This window comes from Niveispirillum fermenti, from assembly GCF_048066175.1.
In the GTDB taxonomy this organism is placed as follows: Bacteria; Pseudomonadota; Alphaproteobacteria; order Azospirillales; family Azospirillaceae; genus Niveispirillum; species Niveispirillum fermenti.
In genome coordinates this window covers 14,276-32,250 of record NZ_JBLTXA010000019.1, presented here as the reverse complement: position 1 = coordinate 32,250, position 17,975 = coordinate 14,276, and the positions used below count along the sequence as shown (strand labels likewise).

The following is a 17,975-nucleotide window of genomic DNA, read 5'->3' as shown; positions in this document are numbered from 1 at the left end:
TCCGGTACGGGGATTGCTGACGTGTATTGTCGGGCCGCCTGACGGCGGCTCTTGGACAGCGACCGTAGCACCGGGTTTCACAGGCCGCGAATGGCGCTGTGTAACGGCTCTGTTACAGCCGTGGCGGCGTCACCGGGCAGCAACAGCGACAGGTTGGCGGCCAGGGCCTCGTCCCAGCCCGCATCGGTGCGCCGGTGGAGGGGAAGGCGGGCCAGAACGGTCTGCTGGATGCGCTCCGCTTCCAGTTCCGCGGCCTTGACCTGTGCGCGCAGGGCCTGGGTGGCTGCATCCTCCGGTGCGGGCGCTGGCCCCGATTTCAGGCGGCGGCGAAGCGCGCGCAGCGGCTGCACGACATCCTGTCGCCAGGGGGCTGTCGCATGCCGGGCGGCGGACAGTTCGACCGGGGTCAGCACATGGCCGCGGGCACCCAGCCAGGCGGCCCATAACAGCAGGTTCACATCGGCCCCGTGCTCGTCCTGCGCCAAAAGGCAGGCCGCCGCCACGTCCGGCCCCGCATAGACCGCCAGGGAAAAAGGCCACAGGTCGGGAATGTCCGAGGGGGCGGCCGGCACACGGGCAGCCCTGGGCGGATGATACCGATAGGGATCACCGGGCCCGCCACCGCCGCGGCGCTCCAGCGCACCGGCGGCGACCAGCAGGCGGCAATCCTGGTTGACACGTTGCTGCCGGGCCCCGTGGCCGAACAGATGTTCGGCGATCATGATCTCCGTCAGGCCCGGACGGGCCCGGACCAGGGTGATGATCCGGTCGGCGACCGTGCCCGCGTTGCTGCCCATCACGCCATCCTTATCTTTGCACCCTATGGCCGTTGCACCCCTCCGGCCCTTCACACCCCCTCTGTGCCCGGTTCATCCGCCCCGCGGCTCGTCCCCCAGATAGATGCCCAGCCCGCGGGCGGTGCGCATCAGCGTACCGTCCAGGTCCACGGCGGCATAGGTCGCGATGGCATCGGCGATGGGGATGTCGATGACGCGGCGGTTGGACCAGGCGACCAGCCGGTCGGACTTTCCCGCCGCCAGCAGATCCACGGCCGCCACGCCGAAGGCCGATGCCACGACGCGGTCATTATGCCCCGGCGGGCAGCCGCGCTGCACATGGCCCAGCACGGTGACGCGCGTCTCCGCCCCCGTCGCCTCCGCGATCAGGTGGCCGACATAATTGCCGATGCCGCCATAGCGCTTCTGCCCGTCGGCGAATTCCTGCTTGGCTGTGCCGCCTTCCATGGTCTTGGCGGCTTCCGACACGACGACCAGCGCGAAATTGCGTCCGTCGGCCTGTACGCGACGGATCTTGTCGGCGATGCCGGCCACCGACCAGGGCAGTTCGGGCAGCAGGATCACATCGGCCCCGCCCGCGATGCCGGCGGACAGCGCGATGTGGCCGGCGTCGCGCCCCATAACCTCCAGCACCATGACGCGGTCATGGCTGGCGGCGGTGGGCTGCAGGCGGTCCAGCGCCTCCGTCGCGACGGCCACGGCCGTGTCGAAGCCGACCGACATCTCCGTGATGCCCAGGTCATTGTCGATGGTCTTGGGGATGCCGATCAGTTTCAGCCCGCCGACATCGGCCAGTTTGCGCAGGATGGCCATCGATCCGTCGCCGCCGATGCCGATCAGGCTGTCCACGCCCAGTTCGCGCAGGCCGCCGATGATCTCCATCGACCGGTCCTTGCGGGACCCGTCGGCCATGGGATAGGCGAAGGGGTCACCCTTGTTGGTGGTGCCCAGGATGGTGCCGCCCTGGCGCATCATGGCGCAATCGACACGGTTGGTGTCCAGCGTGATATAGCGGACGGGCCGTGACAGCAGGCCCTGCGTGCCATCCTCGATCCCCACGACCTCCCAGCCGTAATGCGCGGCGCGATGGACCGCCGCCCGGATGACCGCGTTCAGCCCGGCGCAATCGCCGCCGCTGGTCAGGATGCCGATCCGCTTGTTGGCGCTCATGAACGTCCCTTCCTCCTGCTCACCGGCATTGCGCCGCAGGGGGGACTTTGCCAGGAAGCGCGCGCGGTGGGCAACCTTTCCAGTGCCGCTGCCGGCTTCAGCGCGCGATGGCGTAGCGGGCCAGGAACAGGGCCACGGCCTTGCGGCTATCCTCGGGCAGGTTGGTGAAATTGATCCTGGTGCCGGCCTTTTCCACCGCGGCGACCGTGCCGGCAGCCTTCAGCGACAACTTCTGCTTGGGGTCCTTCAGGTCCAGATCGAACGTCACGGCCTGCCCGACCTTCAGCTTGGCCCCGGCCACGGTGACGCTGTTCAGCCCCAGGTTGGCAATGGTCAGTGACTTGCCGTCGATTTTCAGATGGGCGGTGTAGTTGGGCACCCGCACCTTCTCGACAACATCCACCTTCAGGAAATCGAACATACCCATGGGGACCTGCCGCGACGTGGTCAACATCTGATCCTAACAGAGAAAATCCTGTCCTGTTAGGGGTTTGCGGACATCATCGGGATAGGGTGCGTCTGTAAACCCCTTTTCCTGCGCTTACGGCCCGGCTTTGGCGGCTGCTTCCAGGGCTGCAATATCGAATTTCACCATCTTCAGCATCGCTTCCGTCACACGCCGCGCCTGCCCCGGATCGCCCTGCATCAATTCACCCAGGCGCCTTGGCGTGATCTGCCAGCAAAGGCCCCAGCGGTCGCGAAGCCACCCGCATTGCTCGACTTGCCCGCCCTCCGACAGGGCGGACCATAGCCGATCGATCTCGGTCTGATCATCGCATTCCACAATGATGGAAAAACTGTGATTGAAGGCGTCCAGCGGTCCCGCCTCGATGGCCATGTAGCGCTGGTCGCCCAGGGTGAAGACGGCCAGGCGCACACTGCCGGCCGGGCCGCTGGGGGTGTCGGCCGGCAGTGGCGTGACCCATTCCAGGATGGAACCGGGGATCAGCCCCGTATAGAAGCGCACAGCCGCTTCCATGTCCTTCTCGAACCAGAGATGCTGCTTGACGGTCGTCATGGGTCGGGCCTCTCCTTGATCCTGGCTGTCCGCATCGGCTGCTCTCCCAAGGACGGCCGGCGGTCCCGCCGCCCGACAGGGGGGGACGGATTTTTTACCCCGGCCTTCCGCGGGCGCGCGACCCACCCCGATTGCACCCCGCGTCCCGCTGCGGTACAAGGCCCGCAAACCTCTTGCAGACGCCTACCTGAAGGAAGCCCCCATGGCCGCTTATCAATATGTCTATGTGATGAAGGGTGTGACCAAGGTCTATCCCGGCGGCAAGAAGGTGTTCGAGAACATCTGGCTGTCCTTCTATCCCGGTGCCAAGATCGGCGTGCTGGGCGTGAACGGTGCGGGTAAGTCGACCTTGCTGAAGATCATGGCCGGGCTGGACAAGGATTACAACGGCGAGGCCTGGTCCGCCGAGGGTGTGAAGGTCGGTTACCTGCCGCAGGAACCGCAATTGAACCCCGACAAGAATGTCTGGGACAATGTCATGGAAGGGGTGGGGGAGACCAAGGCCCTGCTGGACCGGTTCAACGCCGTGTCGGAAGCCATGGGCGACCCGGATGCCGATTTCGACACGCTGATGGCCGAACAGGCCGAGTTGCAGGAAAAGATCGACGCGGCCGACGCCTGGGATCTGGACCGCACGGTCGAAATCGCCATGGACGCGCTGCGCTGCCCCGCCGGGGATGCCGATGTGTCGAAGCTGTCGGGCGGTGAGAAGCGCCGCGTGGCCTTGTGCAAGCTGCTGCTGTCCAAGCCCGACATGCTGCTGCTGGACGAACCGACCAACCATCTGGACGCCGAAAGCGTGGCCTGGCTGCAGCGCTTCCTGGCCGACTATCCCGGCACCGTGGTGATGGTCACCCACGATCGTTACTTCCTGGATGCCGTCACCGGCTGGATTCTGGAACTGGATCGCGGGTCGGGCATCCCTTACGAGGGCAATTATTCCGCCTGGCTGGAACAGAAGCAGAAGCGTCTGGAGCAGGAAGGAAGGGAAGAGGGCGCCAAGCAGAAGCAACTGGCGCAGGAACTGGAATGGGTGCGCGCCAGCCCGAAGGCGCGTCAGGCCAAGTCCAAGGCCCGTATCCAGGCTTACGAGGAATTGCTGGCTTCCGCCAACCAGAAGGAAGCCATCGGCGAAACCCGCATCGTCATTCCCACGCCGCCGCGCCTGGGCAATGTGGTTATTGAGGCCGAGAACCTGCGCAAGGGCTTTGGCGACCGGCTGCTGATCGACGATCTTTCCTTCCGCCTGCCGCCAGGTGGCATTGTGGGCATCATCGGCCCCAACGGTGCCGGTAAAACCACCCTGTTCCGCATGATCACCGGGCAGGAACAGCCCGATGGCGGCACCTTCCGCGTGGGCGAGACGGTGCAGTTGGGCTATGTCGACCAGAGCCGCGACAGCCTGGACAACAAGAAGAATGTCTGGGAGGAAATCTCCGGCGGGCTGGACGTGATCGAGCTGGGCAAGAAGTCCATGCCGAGCCGCGCCTATGTCAGCGCCTTCAATTTCCGCGGGCCGGACCAGCAGAAGAAGCTGGGCCAGCTGTCGGGCGGTGAGCGCAACCGGGTGCATCTGGCCAAGATGCTGAAGTCCGGCGCGAACGTCCTGCTGCTGGACGAACCGACCAACGATCTGGACGTGGAAACGTTGCGCGCCCTGGAAGAGGCGCTGACCACCTTCCCCGGCTGCGCCGTGGTCATCTCGCACGATCGCTGGTTCCTGGACCGTCTGGCCACGCACATCCTGGCGTTCGAGGGTGACAGTCAGGTCGTCTGGTTCGAGGGCAATTACGCTGATTATGAGGCTGACAAGCGCCGCCGCCTGGGGGCGGAGGCCGACCAGCCGCACCGTATCAAGTACAAGCCGCTGGAGCGCTGATCCGCCATCGGACCATCGGCCGGGGTTGTAATCCTGGCCGACGGTCTGATGGCTGCCAGCCTGTCCTAATTTCGCCATTCGGGTGATATCTGATGGGCGGGCCGGCGATCGTCGCCGGCTGAAAGGAACCGCTGAACGGTCCACCCGCATGCGCCTTCTGTCGATCGCCGCTGCCGCCCTTCTGCTGTTGGGCGGCTGTACCCAGTTTCCACAGGATGGGGGGCAGGAAGCCCGCTATCGCTGGATGGCCCAGACCTCCTGGCGCCTGCTGGAATTGCGCATGGCCTGCATGGGCAGCCCCGAGGCGGGGTTGCCCGGCCGGCCCCTGTCGCCGGAAGAGGCGGCGGAACAGCGGCGCCTGGTTGCCATGATGATCGAGGATGATCCCGTCGTCTGGGCCAGCATTCCCCTATCCAATCCGCGGGTGGAAGAATTCCGCCGCATCTGTGCCGGTGACCCGATGACGGGCACGCCGGGCCGTGCCCTGGACCCGGCCGAACGACAGGAATTGCAGGTATTGCTGGAAACCGGTTCCGGCATGGGCACGGGCGGTCCGCCCGTCCGGTACGAGCCGGGATCGACCGTCGTGATGGGGGTCGACCGCAACGCGCTCTACTGGGGGCCGGGCGTTCTTTATGATTCCGGCTCCATGTTCCGCACATGGGGCGGGAGCGATTCCTGGTGGTGGGAGCAGGACCGGCGTCACCGCATGATGATGCTGGACCTTGAAAGCCGCCGCCGGTCCTATGAAGGACGCCTGCGTGAGGAAAGGCGGCGGCGGGAGGAAGCCGAGCGCCGCCTGGAGGAGGAACGCCGCCGGCAGGCGGAGCGTCCCGGCCGATGGGAGCGCGATCGCGACCGCCCACCCCCGGCCTTCGCCAATGAGGAGGAGGCGCGCCGTGCGGCAGAGGAGGCGCGCCGCCGCATGGAAGAACGCCGCCGGCGCGAGCAGCAGGAAATGGATCGCCGCCGCGACCGGGATCGCCGCGCCGACGAGGATACACGCCAGCGCCTGGAGGAAGAAAGGCGCCGGGCGCGCGATGATGCGCGTCGTCAGGCGGAAGAACAGCGGCGGGCCGCCGAAGAGGTCCGCCGTCAGGTGGAGCAGGAGCAGCGCCAGGCACAGGACGAGGCTCGCCAGCGCCAGGCCGAGGAACAGCGCCGCGCCATGGAGGAAGCCCGCCGCCGGCTGGATGAGGAGCGTCGCCGGGACCGGCCGTCGCCACCGCAGCGCATCGAGCGCGCGCCTCGCACCCAGCCTGAATAGGACCGGACGGCGGTGGGGGCCTTTTCCGGTCCGGCCGACGGGAAAATGCCAGATGACGGGGTGGTCCGTCGGGCCATTGTCCAGTATCGTCCATGCCGGCCCCGTCGCCGGAGCGTTGTCGCGACATGCCGGGGTCATAATTGTGAGGTTTCATGCCGGGCATGATGATGCGCCTGTCCTTTTCCGTTCGCCGGTTGCTGCTGCCGTCGGTTCTGATGTTCGTGCTGCCGGTCGGCGCACTGGCGCAGAACAGCATCGGCCCCTTGCCCGACGCCGGCGCCGACCGCCCCCCCGTGACGCGCGCGCCCTTGCGCGCGCCGGCCCGGCCCGACCTGTCCGTGCCCCCGCTGCCCGCTGCACCCGACCAGGGTGATATCCCCCCCGCACCCGTTGCCGAACTGCCGCCCCCGCGTGTTCCGGGACTGCCGGACGGTGCGGCGCCGGCACGCCTGCCGGCCGATCAGAGCACGCTGGTCTATGCGCCCGGTGCGGATGTGCTGCCGGCCGGCACGGATGCCGTGCTGGCGGATATCGTTGCCCGCCTGCGGGCCCGGCCGTCTGAACGGCTGGAACTGCGGGCCCATGCCACGGGCCCGGCCGACCGGGCCGGGGATGGGCGGCGCATCGCCCTGCTGCGGGTGCGCGCCCTGCGGGACCGGCTGGTGCAGCAGGGCCTCGATCCCCTGCGCCTGCTGGTTTTCGCCGAGGCATCGCCGCCCGATGCCGCTTCCGCCAGCCCGCCGCCCGACCGTATCGATCTGGTGATCCGCCAATGACCAGCCTGTCCGCCGACCGCCGCCCCGGCCCCGCTTCCGAAGCCGTCCCGCCGCCGGCGCCCCCGGCCAGCCGCCCCCGCAAGTTCCTGCTGCGGATGACGCTGTTCGCCGTCGCCGTCGCCGTCATCGCGGCGGTATTGTCACCGGCCCTGGCCAAGGCCTTCCTGGCGAACCCGGCCCTGAACGGGCTGATCCTGTTCACCCTGCTGCTGGGTGTCTGGTTCATCTTCCGACAGGTACTGACACTGGGGCCGGAGGTCGCCTGGCTGGAGGCGTTCAGCGCCAATCGGCCCAGCCCCACGCCGCCGCGCCTGCTGGCCCCCATGGCCCGTATGCTGGGCGAGCGTCAGGGCGGGCGGTTCACCCTGTCCGCGGTGGCCAGCCGGTCGCTGCTGGACGGTGTCGGCACCCGCCTGGACGAGGGGCGGGAGATATCCAAATATCTGATCGGGCTGCTGATTTTCCTGGGCCTGCTGGGAACCTTCTGGGGCCTGCTGGAAACCGTCTTCTCCATCGGCGGCGTCATCGCCAGCCTGACCCCCGACAATGCCGATGTGGCGGGCGTGTTCAGCAATTTACAGGCGGGTCTGGTGGCGCCGCTGTCGGGGATGGGGATGGCCTTTTCCTCCTCCCTGTTCGGTCTGGCGGGATCGCTGGTCCTGGGCTTTCTGGAATTGCAGGCGGGCCAGGCCCAGAACCGGTTCTACACGGAACTGGAGGATTGGCTGGCCGGCATCACGCGGCTGTCCAGCGGTGCGCTGGGCGAAGGGGACGGCGGCGGTGGCGGTGCCTCCGTGCCCGTCTATATCCAGGCGTTGCTGGAACAGACGGCAGAGAATATCGAGCGTCTGCAATTCACCATGGCCAGCGCGGAGGAAGGGCGCAAGGCCCAGAACCAGCATTTGGTCAACCTGACGGAACGGCTGGCCACACTGACCGACCAGATGCGGGCCGAGCAGACCCTGATGCTGCGCCTGGCCGAGGGGACGGCCCAGATGCGCCCGCTTATGGAGAAGCTGACGGGTGCGCTGGCCGATGGCGGCAGCCTGGGGATCGATGATGCCACGCGCGCACATATCCGCAACCTGGAACTCTACACAGCCCGCATCCTGGAGGAGACCAGCCAGGGGCGGGTCCAGTCCACTCAGGAAATCCGTAGCGAAATCAAGATCCTGGCCCGCACCGTCGCGGCGCTGGGCGACACGGAGCGCTGATCCATGGCCTATGTCCGCCGCCGCGCCGGGCGGGAGCAAGTGGACATCTGGCCGGGCTGGGTGGATGCGCTGTCCAGCCTGACCATGGTGGTCATCTTCCTGCTGATGGTCTTCGTGGTGGGGCAGTTCTACCTGTCCACGGCCTTGCAGGGCCGCGACCGGGAACTGGCCGACCTCAACAGCCGCATCGCACAGCTTGCCGACGCCCTGGCCCTGGAACGCGACAACAGTGCGCGCCTGCAGGCCGATCTGGGGTTGCTGACCGAACGGTTGCGCGCCACGCTGGCGGAGCGGGAGGTGCTGGAAAGCCGGCTTTCCGCCTTGGGGGCCGCAGAGGATGCGGCGATATCGGCCGATGAGCGCCATGCCGCCCTGGTCCGGGAACTGGAGGCGGAGCGCCGCATCAGTGCCGCCGCCCGCGGCGAGGTCGATTTGCTGAACCAGCAGCTTGCGGCCCTGCGCCAGCAGTTGCAGCAGCTTGTCACCGCCCTCGACGCTTCGGAGACCAGGGCGCGGGAGCAGGAGGTGCAGATCGCCGAACTGGGCCGGCGCCTGAATGCCGCGCTGGCCAGCAAGGTGGCCGAACTGGCGCGGTTCCGGTCGGAATTTTTCGGCCGCCTGCGCGAGGTGCTGGGCAATCGCGACGATGTGCGCATCGTGGGCGACCGTTTCGTCTTCCAGTCGGAAGTGCTGTTCGACAGCGGCTCGGCCGAACTGGGGGAGGCGGGGCAGGTGCAGTTGGGCAGTCTGGCGCGCACGCTGATGGACCTGTCCGCCCGCATGCCGCCGGAGATAAACTGGATCCTGCGTATCGACGGTCATACCGACATTGTTCCCATCCGGGGCGGGCGCTATGCCAGCAACTGGGAACTGTCGACGGCGCGCGCCATCTCCGTGGTGAATTACCTGATCGGAATGGGCGTGCCGCCGGAACGGCTGGCGGCTACGGGATTCGGCGAATTCCAGCCGCTGGAGCCGGGGACCGGCCCCGCGGCGCTGGCCATGAACCGGCGGATCGAGTTGAAACTGGACAGCCGCTAGACCTGTTTCAGCGCACTTGCTGACGACCGCCCGCCTGCGTGATATTAGACCCGTAATGGGAAGAAAGACCGGAGACACGGGGCGCCGCCGCCGCCGCCCCCCGGCCCTGCTGGGCCGCACCGGCATCAACCTGCTGTCGGCCATGGTGCTGGGCGGGCTGTGGTTGCTCGTCGGCTGGCAGATACAGACATCCTACCGCGATGCCCTGGCCGATGCGGAGCGTGACTCGGCCAACCTGACCCGCGCCTTCGGCCAGTATGTCAGCCGCACGGTCAGTCAGGTACAGCAACTGCTTCAGGAAGTGTCCGACCGGGTGGAGGCGGGATATCCAGCCGACCTGGAGGCCATGCGCCGGCGCGTGGCCGGCCTTGACCGCGTTTCCAAATTCTTCGGCATCATGGATGCCCGCGGCACGGTCGTGGATGCCACCCGGCCGGGCGCGGTCGGGCTGGACATGTCCGACAGTGACTATTTCCAGCAGGCCACCGCGCGGGGGGCGCCGCGTCTGGGCTTTGGCAAGCCGATCATCGGGCGCACGCCGCTCATGTCGTCCATCCCTTTCTGGGTGCGGGTGGAGGAGCCCGACGGCACGTTGCGGGCCGTCATCGTCGGTGATGTCCTGTCGGAATATTTCGCTGGATTCTTCAGTGCCGTCGACCTGGACCTGTCGGCGGTGGCCACGGTGCTGGACCTGGACGGCACGGTCTATGCCCGCGGGGCCAGCACGCCCGGCATCGTGGGCCAGTCCTATCCCGACCTGCCCGCGGTCGGGGCCGCACGCGAAGGGGGCGAACACGGGCTGGTCCGCGCGGTCAGCCCGCTGGACGGGGCGGACCACATCGCCAGTTACGAATTGCTGCCCGGCACCCAGCTTCTGGTATCCGTGGGACAGGATCTGAACCATGTGCTGCGGCCCTATCGGCAATTGCGCAACCAGGCCCTGCTCCAGGGCGCCATCGGCACCATCATCGTGCTGGCCCTGCTGCTTCTGGTCCACCGCTATGTCGACAAGCTGGAGGCCAGCGAGGCGGCGGCCCGCCAGGCCCGCGCGGAGGCGGAGCAGGCCACGGCCGCCAAGTCGCAGTTCCTGGCGGTCGCCAGCCACGAGCTGCGCACACCGCTGAACGCGATCATCGGCTTCGCAGAGGTCATGGTCCATCGCATCCATGGCAGCATGGGCAACCCCAAATACGCGGAGTATGCCGAGGATATCCGCGATTCAGGCCTTCACCTTCTGGCCTTGATCAACGACATCCTGGACCTGTCGAAGATCGAGGCGGGCCGTATGGAACTGACGCTGGAAACCGTCGATCTGTCGCGGCTGGTCCATGATTGCACCCGGCTGATGCGGGGCCGGGTCGAAATGGGCCATCTGTCCCTGGACACGCAGGTGGCGGCGGCGGGCCCCATGCTGCGGGCGGATGGCATGAAATTGCGGCAGGTGCTGCTGAACCTGATCAACAATGCCGTCAAGTTCACGCCACCCGGCGGCACCATCACGGTTTTCGCCGGCTATGATCAACCGGGGGAAGACCGGTCCGTATTGCTGTGCGTCCGGGATACGGGCTGCGGCATGACCGCGGTGGAGGTGGCCATCGCCCTGGAGCCCTTCCGTCAGGTCCACAGTCACCTGTCGCGTCCGACCGAGGGCACGGGCCTGGGTCTGCCTGTGGCGCGATCCCTGGTGGAACTGCATGGCGGCACGCTGGCGATCGACAGCGAACCCGGCCGCGGAACGACCGTTACCATACGGTTGCCAACGACGTTGAATGTCTGAAACCAAGAGACATGGGCAATAAGCCCTGGTTTTCGCGATCGCCGCCGCGCAAAGGATGCGGCGCCGGCGCATGGAAAATCGAAGGCTGGTGCATGCCTGCGCTGACCGGGAACAGGCTGTTCAGGGTGCCGATCCGGCGGGTTCGGCATCCGGGTCCACCACGTCCAGCCGCACGGCGGCGATATTGACCAGCAGTTTGCCCGCATGCTCGAAATTGACCGTGACGCGCGTGCCGATCACGGACTGGACCTGGCCCAGCCCCCAATCGGGCTGGGTCGGATGGCGGACGAAGGCGCCGGGAACCAGGGATTCATCCATTTGTTCGGCTTCCAGTGAATAGGACGAAGCCCTATCCTAACCAAAGCGGCCGGCCATGCCCAAGGATCGCGGCCGCAGGCGAGGGGACGTGGAACCGCATGGAACGGCATCTGGGAATAAGGGTGGTGGAGCTTCTGTGCTCCCGTCTCTGCCATGATCTGGTCGGCCCGGTCGGCGCGATCAACAATGGCGTGGAATTGCTGGACGAAAGCGGCGGCGATGCCGGCGGGGAGGCATTGGACCTTATTGCCGACAGTGCCGATAGCGCCGCCGCCCGGCTGCGGCTGTACCGGCTGGCGCTGGGGGCGGCCGGTGGACAGGCGGGCCTGTCCGCCGGTGACGGGCGCGCGGCGCTGGAGGCCTGGTTCCGCGGTGGGGCGACCCGGCTGGAATGGCTTGCTGCCCTTCAGTCACCACCACCGGGAATGGTGAAACTGGTGTTGCTGTCGGCCCTGCTGGCGGAGGAGGCCTTGCCGCGTGGCGGGGTGGTGCGGGTGGAGGGGGACGATGGTGGGCTGGTCCTCACGGCCAGCGGCACGGGGGCCGCCCTGCGACCAGAGATGGTGGCGGCGCTGTCCGGGGGGCTGGCCGAAGCGGACCTGACGCCGCGGTCGGTGTTGTCCCATGCCGTGCCCCGCTTCGCCGCCGCCTATGGACTTTCCTTCACGCCGCCCGAGCCGGCGGGCCCCCTGCGTTTCGTCCTGGCAAAGAACCGTTTCTGATGTTGCCGCGCGCGGCAGGCCATGATGCAGCCACTGAACTATTCAACCTCGCCGCGCGGCCTGCAGCCGTGAATAGTCCTCGTACCCGCACATTCGGATGGCCGAACCTAACCGAAAAGAGGTAAGCTTGCCCTTGCCAACGCTGCCCCCCGCAGTCCATCAATTCGAACACAGCATGGAAGAATTTGTCTGATTTCAGAGACTCTTCATTGGCCGACGGTCGGCCGGGCGCGTACAAGGGTCCTTCACCGGGGGTATCGACCGGCGTATGGCGTGGAAACTTGAATTTCCCGAAACGGGGCGTGGACCATGGATGATCTGCTGAGTGAATTCCTCACTGAGACCAATGAGAACCTCGCCGTCCTCGACGTCGAGTTGGTGAAGCTGGAGCAGAACCCCAATGATCCGGGGCTGCTGTCGAACATCTTCCGACTGGTTCACACGATCAAGGGGACCTGCGGCTTCCTGGGGCTGCCACGGCTGGAGTCGGTGGCCCATGCCGCCGAGAACGTGCTGGGCAAGTTCCGCGACGGGGAGTTGCATGTTTCCCCCTACGCGGTGTCGCTGATCCTCGAATCGCTGGATACGATCAAGGGCATCCTGTCCGTCCTGGAACAGACGGAGGCGGAGCCGCCCGGTTCCGATCAGGATCTGATCGACCGGTTGAACGCGATGGCGGAAGGGCGGGAACTGCCCAAGGCCAATGCCGCCCCGCCGGCCGCCGCACCAACCGTGCCCGACAATGATCCCGACCAGCTTTTCGAGCCGGTTCCTGCCCATCTGACACATACGCTGGCGCCGGCCTCGCCGCCGCCACCTCCGCCCCCGCCGCCCGCGAGCCAAGCCGTTGCGCCCGTGGTCGAAGCGCCGCTGCCGGCCGTCGATGTGCCGCCGCCGTCCCCGCCGCCGCCGCCTCGCAGCGAGGCACAGGACGAGGTGCGGGGCGAGGCGAAGGAAAGCGCACTTGCCCAGCAGACCATCCGCGTGCATGTGGATCTGCTTGAAAACCTGATGACCATGGTTTCCGAGCTGGTGCTGACCCGCAACCAGCTTCTCCAGATACTGCGTTCCCAGAAGGACAGCGAGTTCGCCGCCCCCCTGCAGCGTCTGAACCATGTCACGTCGGAGCTGCAGGAAGGCGTCATGAAGACGCGCATGCAGCCCATCGGCAATGCCTGGGCCAAGCTGCCGCGCCTGGTGCGCGACCTGTCCCATGAACTGCACAAGAAGATCGAGCTGCAGATGCTCGGTGCCGAGACGGAACTGGACCGTCAGGTGCTGGAGCTGATCAAGGACCCCCTGACCCACATGGTTCGCAATTCCGGCGACCATGGGCTGGAAATTCCGTCGGAGCGTATCGCCGCCGGCAAGTCCGAAACCGGCCGCATCACACTGAACGCCTATCATGAAGGCGGCCATATCATCATCGAGATCAGCGACGACGGCAAAGGCCTGGCGCTCTCGAAGATCAAGGCCAAGATCATCCAGAACGGGCTGGCGACCGAGTCGGAACTGGCCCAGATGGCGGATCAGCAGATCCAGCAGTTCATCTTCAAGCCGGGCTTCTCCACTGCCGCCAAGGTCACGTCCGTGTCCGGCCGCGGCGTGGGCATGGACGTGGTGAAGACGAATATCGAGAAGATCGGCGGCACGATCGAAATGCGGTCGGTCGAGGGTCGGGGCACGACCTTCACCATCAAGATCCCGCTGACGCTGGCCATTGTTTCGGCCCTGATCGTGGAATGCGCGTCGGAGCGATTCGCCGTGCCGCAAATCAGCGTGATCGAGCTGGTGCGCGCCGCCGACGACAGCGAGCACAAGATCGAACGCATCAACGGTGCGCCGGTCCTGCGCCTGCGCAACCGGCTGCTGCCGCTGGTCAGCCTTCAGAAGCTGCTGAAGCTGGGCAGCGCCGAGGATGACGAAAAGCGGGAGACCTTCATCGTCGTCAGCCAGGTTGGCAACTATACGTTCGGCATCATTGTCGACCGGGTGTTCGATACCGAGGAAATCGTGGTGAAGCCGGTGGCGCCCATCCTGCGCCATATCGAACTGTTCTCGGGCAACACCATCCTGGGCGACGGTTCGGTCATCATGATCCTGGATCCCAACGGTATCGCCACGGCGTCGGGCAACCTGGCCGGAATGCCGGATACCCAGATGGCCGCCCAGGAAGTGGCCAAGTCCACTTCCCGCCGGGAGGACGACAAGATGGCCCTGCTGCTGTTCAGCGCCGGGGAGGGCGGGCCCAAGGCCGTGCCGCTGTCGCTGGTCGCCCGTCTGGAGGATGTCGACCTCAATCAGGTCGAATTGTCCAATGGCGAACCCGTGGTCCAGTACCGGGGCAAGCTGATGCCGCTGGTGCCCATCGATCCGGCCTGGAAGATCGCGCGCGACAAGCGCCAGCCCGTGGTGGTGTTCGCCGATGGCGACCGTTCCATGGGTCTGGTCGTCGACGAGATCGTGGATATCGTGGAGGACCGCCTGCAGGTCGAACTGGGGACGGAGCGTCCGGGCTTCCTGGGTTCGGCTATCATTGCCAGCAAGGCGACAGACGTCATTGATGCCGGTTTCTACCTGACCCGTGCCTTCAAGGACTGGTTCGGCAACAACCATGAGAGCTTCGAGGATGACCATCAGCATCGCGTGCTGCTGGTCGATGACAGCCCGTTCTTCCGCAACCTGCTGACCCCGCTGCTGACCGTGTCGGGGTACGATGTGACGGCGGTGGAGAGTGCGGACGAAGCCCTGGCCCTTTGCGAGTCGGGCGAGGATTTTGACGTCATCGTCTCGGATATCGAGATGCCGGGCATGAGCGGCCTGGATTTTGCCCAGGCTGTGCGTGCCAGCACCCGCTGGTCCGGGACGCCGCTTGTCGCCCTTTCCAGCCATGCCAGTCCGCGTGACCTGGATCGCGGCCGGCAGGCCGGCTTCAACGACTATGTCGCCAAGTTCGACCGTGAAGCCCTGCTTTTCACGTTGCAGCAGACCATCACCGAGAAAGGTGCCGCATGAGTGCCCGTCTCCCCGCCGTAAAGAAGGCCGGCTCCCAGGAAATCGCCCTCATCAAGAACGAGGATTTCGTCACGGCAACCATTGCCAACCAGCTTTTCGGTATCCCGGTGCTGCAGGTGCAGGATGTGCTGGGGCCGCAGAAGATCACGCGCATTCCGCTGGCCCCGCCGGAGGTTGCGGGTTCGCTGAACCTGCGTGGCCGCATCGTCACGGCCATCGATGTGCGCAAGCGACTGGACCTGCCGCCGCGCCCGGCCGATGGCAAGCCCGTGATGAGCATTGTGGTCGATCATAAGGGCGAGCTCTATTCCCTCATGGTCGATAATGTCGGCGAGGTGCTGTCGCTGTCCTCCGATGATTTCGAACGTCATCCGGCCACCATGGATCTGCGGTGGCGCGAGATTTCGACCGGCATTTATCGTCTGAAAGAGACATTGCTCGTCGTTCTGGATGTCTCAAAGCTGCTCAACTTTGCTAACATCGAGGCGGCATAACCCGCGTCCGGCAATCGAGGTCCATTGATGAAGTCGTGTCTGGTCGTCGATGACAGCCGCGTTGTCCGCAAGGTAGCGCGCAAGATCCTGGAAGAACTCGGCTTTGCCTGTGATGAGGCCGAGGATGGCAAGCAGGCCATGGATTATTGCGCGCGCAGCATGCCGGACGCCATCCTGCTGGACTGGAACATGCCGGTGATGACCGGCATAGAATTCCTTCGCCGGCTTCGCAAGATGACGGGCGGCCAGGCGCCCAAGGTTGTCTTCTGCACAACGGAGAATGATCTGGCCCATATCCAGGAAGCGCTGTCGGCGGGTGCGAACGAGTACATCATGAAGCCGTTCGACAGCGACATCATCCAGACGAAGTTCCAACAGGTCGGCCTTCTTTAAGGCCGCCCGGGATTGCAGGCAATGAACGAGCTTCCCGGACGACCGGTGACCCAGGCGACGCCGACCGGCACAGAGCCCTATAGGGTGATGGTGGTGGATGACAGTGCCGTCATCCGCGGCCTCCTCACGCGCTCGCTGGAAGGTGATCCGGAGATCAAGGTCGTCGCGTCCGTGGCCAATGGCCAGATGGCGATCAATACCTTGCAACGCCAGATGATCGACGTGATCGTGCTGGATATCGAAATGCCGGTACTGGACGGGCTGTCGGCCCTGCCGCATCTGCTGGCTGTCGATCCGCATGTCAAGATCGTCATGGCATCCACGCTGACGGCCAAAAACGCCGATATCAGCCTTCGTGCGCTGAAGGCCGGAGCGGCGGATTATATCCCCAAGCCATCATCGACACGGGAATTGACCAGTGCTGATGATTTCAAGCGGGAATTGACGGGGAAGGTCAAGGCGCTGGCGCTTGCCGCGCGCAAGGCCGATCCGCGGAAGGGGGCGCCCACGCCGGCCGCCGGTACGCCCGCTGCCCCCGGCATCGTGCGGCCGGTGACGCCTGTGGGCACCGCGCCGCCGACCACAGGTTTCACGCTGTCCCCACCTGTCCGGTTGAAGCCGGAAACGGGGCCGATCAGCCTGCGGCCCGTGCCGGATTTCCGGCCGGATGTGTTGGCCATCGGCAGTTCCACGGGTGGGCCGCAAGCCTTGTTCGAAGTGTTGAGCCACCTGAAGGATGGAATCCGGCAGCCGATCCTGATCACCCAGCATATGCCGGCAACCTTCACCACCATCCTGGCCGAACATATCACCCGCCAGTGCGGCGTGCAGTGTGCGGAGGCGAAGGAGGGGGAACCCATCGTGGGTGGCCGTGCCTATGTGGCGCCGGGTGATTTCCACATGCTGGTCGTGCAGAAGAACGGTGTGAATTACCTGACCCTGACCAAGGACCCGCCGGAGAATTTCTGTCGCCCTTCCGTGGACCCGATGCTGCGCAGTATCGTCCGCGCCTATGGCAAGCGGGTGCTGGTCACCATTCTGACCGGCATGGGCCATGACGGGCAGCGCGGGTCGGAGGCGGTGGTGCAGGCTGGCGGCGCCATTCTTGGGCAGGACGAGCCCAGTTCCGTCGTGTGGGGCATGCCGGGGGCGGTGGCGACGGCGGGATTGTGCAGTGCCGTCTTGCCATTGAAGGAAATCGGGCCTTACATTCGTAAGATCGCATTGAGGCAGGCAGCATGAAGGTCGAAGACTTCGATATGTTCTGCACCCTGCTGAGGCAGCGGTCGGGTCTGGTCTTGACCTCCGACAAGGCCTATCTGCTGGAAAGCCGGCTGATGCCGGTGGCCCGCAAATGGACCCTGAAGAGCCTGGACGAACTGGCGGTCGCGGTCCGCAGCAAGCGTGACGAGGCATTGCTCCGTGACATCACGGAGGCGATGACCACCAACGAATCCTCCTTCTTTCGTGACCAGAAGCCGTTCGACCAGTTCAAGCAGGTGGTCCTGCCGCATCTTCTGGCTAACCGGGCTGCGAAGAAGCAGATTCGCGTCTGGTCTGCGGCCTGTTCTTCCGGGCAGGAGGCCTATTCCCTGGCCATGCTGTTGCAGGAGGAAGGGGCCAGACTGGCCGGCTGGCGGATCGAGATCCTGGGCACCGACCTGTCGAGTGAGATGGTGAACAAGGCCCGCGCCGGCCTTTACACCCAGTTCGAGGTGCAGCGTGGCCTGCCCATCACCCATCTGGTGAAATATTTCAAGCAGATGGGCGACAAATGGCAATTGAACGATGATATCCGCGGCAAGGTGCAGTATCGGGAATATAATCTCTTGTCCGACCTGACACCGCTGGGCCAGTTCGATGTGATCTTCTGCCGTAACGTTCTGATCTATTTCGATCAGCCGACCAAGTCCAAAGTGCTGGAGGCCATGGCCAAGCTGTTGCCGCCGGATGGCATCTTGTACCTGGGCGGGGCCGAGACCGTGCTGGGCATCACGGAGAAATTCAAGCCGATGGAAGGCCAGCGCGGCCTTTACACCCTGGCTGCCAAGTGATGGTGGCGGCAGGGCGGCTGTAACCGGTCTCGGATGACAA

General features: G+C 65.7%; 17 protein-coding genes. 12 read left to right on the top strand and 5 right to left on the bottom strand.

The features are described from left to right. Nucleotides 1-77: 77 nt before the first annotated feature. The 4 genes from ACM9LZ_RS17225 to ACM9LZ_RS17210 form a co-directional block, all read right to left on the bottom strand. Nucleotides 78-797 (bottom strand): TIGR02444 family protein, encoded by a 720-nt coding sequence (locus ACM9LZ_RS17225; protein WP_416620738.1) that lies wholly within the window; start codon nucleotides 795-797, stop codon nucleotides 78-80. 72 nt (nucleotides 798-869) lie between these two features. Continuing rightward, nucleotides 870-1,967: an ATP-dependent 6-phosphofructokinase gene (locus ACM9LZ_RS17220; RefSeq protein WP_416620737.1), complete on the bottom strand. Its 1,098-nt coding sequence runs from the start codon at nucleotides 1,965-1,967 to the stop codon at nucleotides 870-872. A gap of 97 nt (nucleotides 1,968-2,064) precedes the next feature. Continuing rightward, nucleotides 2,065-2,421, bottom strand: coding sequence for a hypothetical protein (locus ACM9LZ_RS17215; RefSeq protein WP_416620736.1), 357 nt, complete (start codon nucleotides 2,419-2,421; stop codon nucleotides 2,065-2,067). Nucleotides 2,422-2,508: 87 nt separating this feature from the next. Then, nucleotides 2,509-2,985, bottom strand: a complete 477-nt coding sequence (locus ACM9LZ_RS17210; protein ID WP_416620735.1) for a VOC family protein — start codon at nucleotides 2,983-2,985, stop codon at nucleotides 2,509-2,511. Between the two features lie 202 nt (nucleotides 2,986-3,187). Here ACM9LZ_RS17210 and ettA point away from each other — a divergent pair, with 202 nt between their 5' ends. The 6 genes from ettA to ACM9LZ_RS17180 all read left to right on the top strand — a co-directional run bounded on the left by ettA (nucleotide 3,188) and on the right by ACM9LZ_RS17180 (nucleotide 10,939). After that, the gene (gene ettA, locus ACM9LZ_RS17205) at nucleotides 3,188-4,864 is read left to right on the top strand and encodes an energy-dependent translational throttle protein EttA (RefSeq protein ID WP_416620734.1); all 1,677 of its coding nucleotides are present in this window, start codon (nucleotides 3,188-3,190) and stop codon (nucleotides 4,862-4,864) included. A 148-nt stretch (nucleotides 4,865-5,012) separates the two neighbouring features. After that, complete coding sequence (locus tag ACM9LZ_RS17200) at nucleotides 5,013-6,131, top strand: hypothetical protein (RefSeq protein ID WP_416620733.1); 1,119 nt, start codon at nucleotides 5,013-5,015, stop codon at nucleotides 6,129-6,131. Between the two features lie 152 nt (nucleotides 6,132-6,283). Further along, complete coding sequence (locus ACM9LZ_RS17195; protein WP_416620732.1) at nucleotides 6,284-6,907, top strand: hypothetical protein; 624 nt, start codon at nucleotides 6,284-6,286, stop codon at nucleotides 6,905-6,907. Beyond that, entirely contained in the window at nucleotides 6,904-8,121 is a 1,218-nt protein-coding gene (locus tag ACM9LZ_RS17190; RefSeq protein WP_416620731.1) for a flagellar motor protein MotA, read from the top strand. Before ACM9LZ_RS17195 ends, ACM9LZ_RS17190 begins: the two co-directional genes overlap by 4 nt. A gap of 3 nt (nucleotides 8,122-8,124) precedes the next feature. Continuing rightward, nucleotides 8,125-9,162: a peptidoglycan -binding protein gene (locus tag ACM9LZ_RS17185; RefSeq protein WP_416620730.1), complete on the top strand. Its 1,038-nt coding sequence runs from the start codon at nucleotides 8,125-8,127 to the stop codon at nucleotides 9,160-9,162. Nucleotides 9,163-9,217: 55 nt separating this feature from the next. After that, nucleotides 9,218-10,939, top strand: coding sequence for a sensor histidine kinase (locus ACM9LZ_RS17180; RefSeq protein WP_416620729.1), 1,722 nt, complete (start codon nucleotides 9,218-9,220; stop codon nucleotides 10,937-10,939). A 120-nt stretch (nucleotides 10,940-11,059) separates the two neighbouring features. On the opposite strand, the gene ACM9LZ_RS17175 is transcribed toward ACM9LZ_RS17180, so the two are convergent. After that, the gene (locus ACM9LZ_RS17175) at nucleotides 11,060-11,257 is read right to left on the bottom strand and encodes a DUF3553 domain-containing protein (protein WP_416620728.1); all 198 of its coding nucleotides are present in this window, start codon (nucleotides 11,255-11,257) and stop codon (nucleotides 11,060-11,062) included. A gap of 98 nt (nucleotides 11,258-11,355) precedes the next feature. On the opposite strand from ACM9LZ_RS17175, the gene ACM9LZ_RS17170 reads away from it, so the two are divergent. The 6 genes from ACM9LZ_RS17170 to ACM9LZ_RS17145 all read left to right on the top strand — a co-directional run bounded on the left by ACM9LZ_RS17170 (nucleotide 11,356) and on the right by ACM9LZ_RS17145 (nucleotide 17,935). Then, nucleotides 11,356-11,979 (top strand): histidine phosphotransferase family protein, encoded by a 624-nt coding sequence (locus ACM9LZ_RS17170; RefSeq protein ID WP_416620727.1) that lies wholly within the window; start codon nucleotides 11,356-11,358, stop codon nucleotides 11,977-11,979. Between the two features lie 309 nt (nucleotides 11,980-12,288). Continuing rightward, nucleotides 12,289-14,994 carry a hybrid sensor histidine kinase/response regulator gene (locus ACM9LZ_RS17165; RefSeq protein ID WP_416620726.1) on the top strand — a complete coding sequence of 902 codons (2,706 nt, stop codon included), beginning with the start codon at nucleotides 12,289-12,291 and terminating at the stop codon, nucleotides 14,992-14,994. Continuing rightward, nucleotides 14,991-15,488: a chemotaxis protein CheW gene (locus ACM9LZ_RS17160; RefSeq protein WP_416620725.1), complete on the top strand. Its 498-nt coding sequence runs from the start codon at nucleotides 14,991-14,993 to the stop codon at nucleotides 15,486-15,488. The genes ACM9LZ_RS17165 and ACM9LZ_RS17160 overlap by 4 nt, the downstream gene beginning before the upstream one ends. Nucleotides 15,489-15,515: 27 nt before the next feature. Next, nucleotides 15,516-15,881, top strand: a complete 366-nt coding sequence (locus ACM9LZ_RS17155; protein WP_416620724.1) for a response regulator — start codon at nucleotides 15,516-15,518, stop codon at nucleotides 15,879-15,881. A 21-nt stretch (nucleotides 15,882-15,902) separates the two neighbouring features. Continuing rightward, nucleotides 15,903-17,123, top strand: a complete 1,221-nt coding sequence (locus ACM9LZ_RS17150) for a protein-glutamate methylesterase/protein-glutamine glutaminase (RefSeq protein ID WP_416620723.1) — start codon at nucleotides 15,903-15,905, stop codon at nucleotides 17,121-17,123. Beyond that, on the top strand, nucleotides 17,120-17,935 hold the full coding sequence (locus ACM9LZ_RS17145; RefSeq protein WP_416620722.1) for a CheR family methyltransferase: 816 nt from the start codon (nucleotides 17,120-17,122) through the stop codon (nucleotides 17,933-17,935). Before ACM9LZ_RS17150 ends, ACM9LZ_RS17145 begins: the two co-directional genes overlap by 4 nt. Nucleotides 17,936-17,975: the final 40 nt, after the last annotated feature.

Coding starts and splice junctions, on each gene's coding strand:
- ACM9LZ_RS17170 (WP_416620727.1), top strand. CDS start 11,356: ATGGAACGGCATCTGGGAATAAGGGTGGTGGAGCTTCTGTGCTCCCGT.
- ACM9LZ_RS17220 (WP_416620737.1), bottom strand. CDS start 1,967: ATGAGCGCCAACAAGCGGATCGGCATCCTGACCAGCGGCGGCGATTGC.
- ACM9LZ_RS17180 (WP_416620729.1), top strand. CDS start 9,218: ATGGGAAGAAAGACCGGAGACACGGGGCGCCGCCGCCGCCGCCCCCCG.
- ACM9LZ_RS17160 (WP_416620725.1), top strand. CDS start 14,991: ATGAGTGCCCGTCTCCCCGCCGTAAAGAAGGCCGGCTCCCAGGAAATC.
- ettA (WP_416620734.1), top strand. CDS start 3,188: ATGGCCGCTTATCAATATGTCTATGTGATGAAGGGTGTGACCAAGGTC.
- ACM9LZ_RS17155 (WP_416620724.1), top strand. CDS start 15,516: ATGAAGTCGTGTCTGGTCGTCGATGACAGCCGCGTTGTCCGCAAGGTA.
- ACM9LZ_RS17185 (WP_416620730.1), top strand. CDS start 8,125: ATGGCCTATGTCCGCCGCCGCGCCGGGCGGGAGCAAGTGGACATCTGG.
- ACM9LZ_RS17175 (WP_416620728.1), bottom strand. CDS start 11,257: ATGGATGAATCCCTGGTTCCCGGCGCCTTCGTCCGCCATCCGACCCAG.
- ACM9LZ_RS17200 (WP_416620733.1), top strand. CDS start 5,013: ATGCGCCTTCTGTCGATCGCCGCTGCCGCCCTTCTGCTGTTGGGCGGC.
- ACM9LZ_RS17145 (WP_416620722.1), top strand. CDS start 17,120: ATGAAGGTCGAAGACTTCGATATGTTCTGCACCCTGCTGAGGCAGCGG.
- ACM9LZ_RS17195 (WP_416620732.1), top strand. CDS start 6,284: ATGCCGGGCATGATGATGCGCCTGTCCTTTTCCGTTCGCCGGTTGCTG.
- ACM9LZ_RS17150 (WP_416620723.1), top strand. CDS start 15,903: ATGAACGAGCTTCCCGGACGACCGGTGACCCAGGCGACGCCGACCGGC.
- ACM9LZ_RS17215 (WP_416620736.1), bottom strand. CDS start 2,421: ATGTTGACCACGTCGCGGCAGGTCCCCATGGGTATGTTCGATTTCCTG.
- ACM9LZ_RS17190 (WP_416620731.1), top strand. CDS start 6,904: ATGACCAGCCTGTCCGCCGACCGCCGCCCCGGCCCCGCTTCCGAAGCC.
- ACM9LZ_RS17165 (WP_416620726.1), top strand. CDS start 12,289: ATGGATGATCTGCTGAGTGAATTCCTCACTGAGACCAATGAGAACCTC.
- ACM9LZ_RS17225 (WP_416620738.1), bottom strand. CDS start 797: ATGGGCAGCAACGCGGGCACGGTCGCCGACCGGATCATCACCCTGGTC.
- ACM9LZ_RS17210 (WP_416620735.1), bottom strand. CDS start 2,985: ATGACGACCGTCAAGCAGCATCTCTGGTTCGAGAAGGACATGGAAGCG.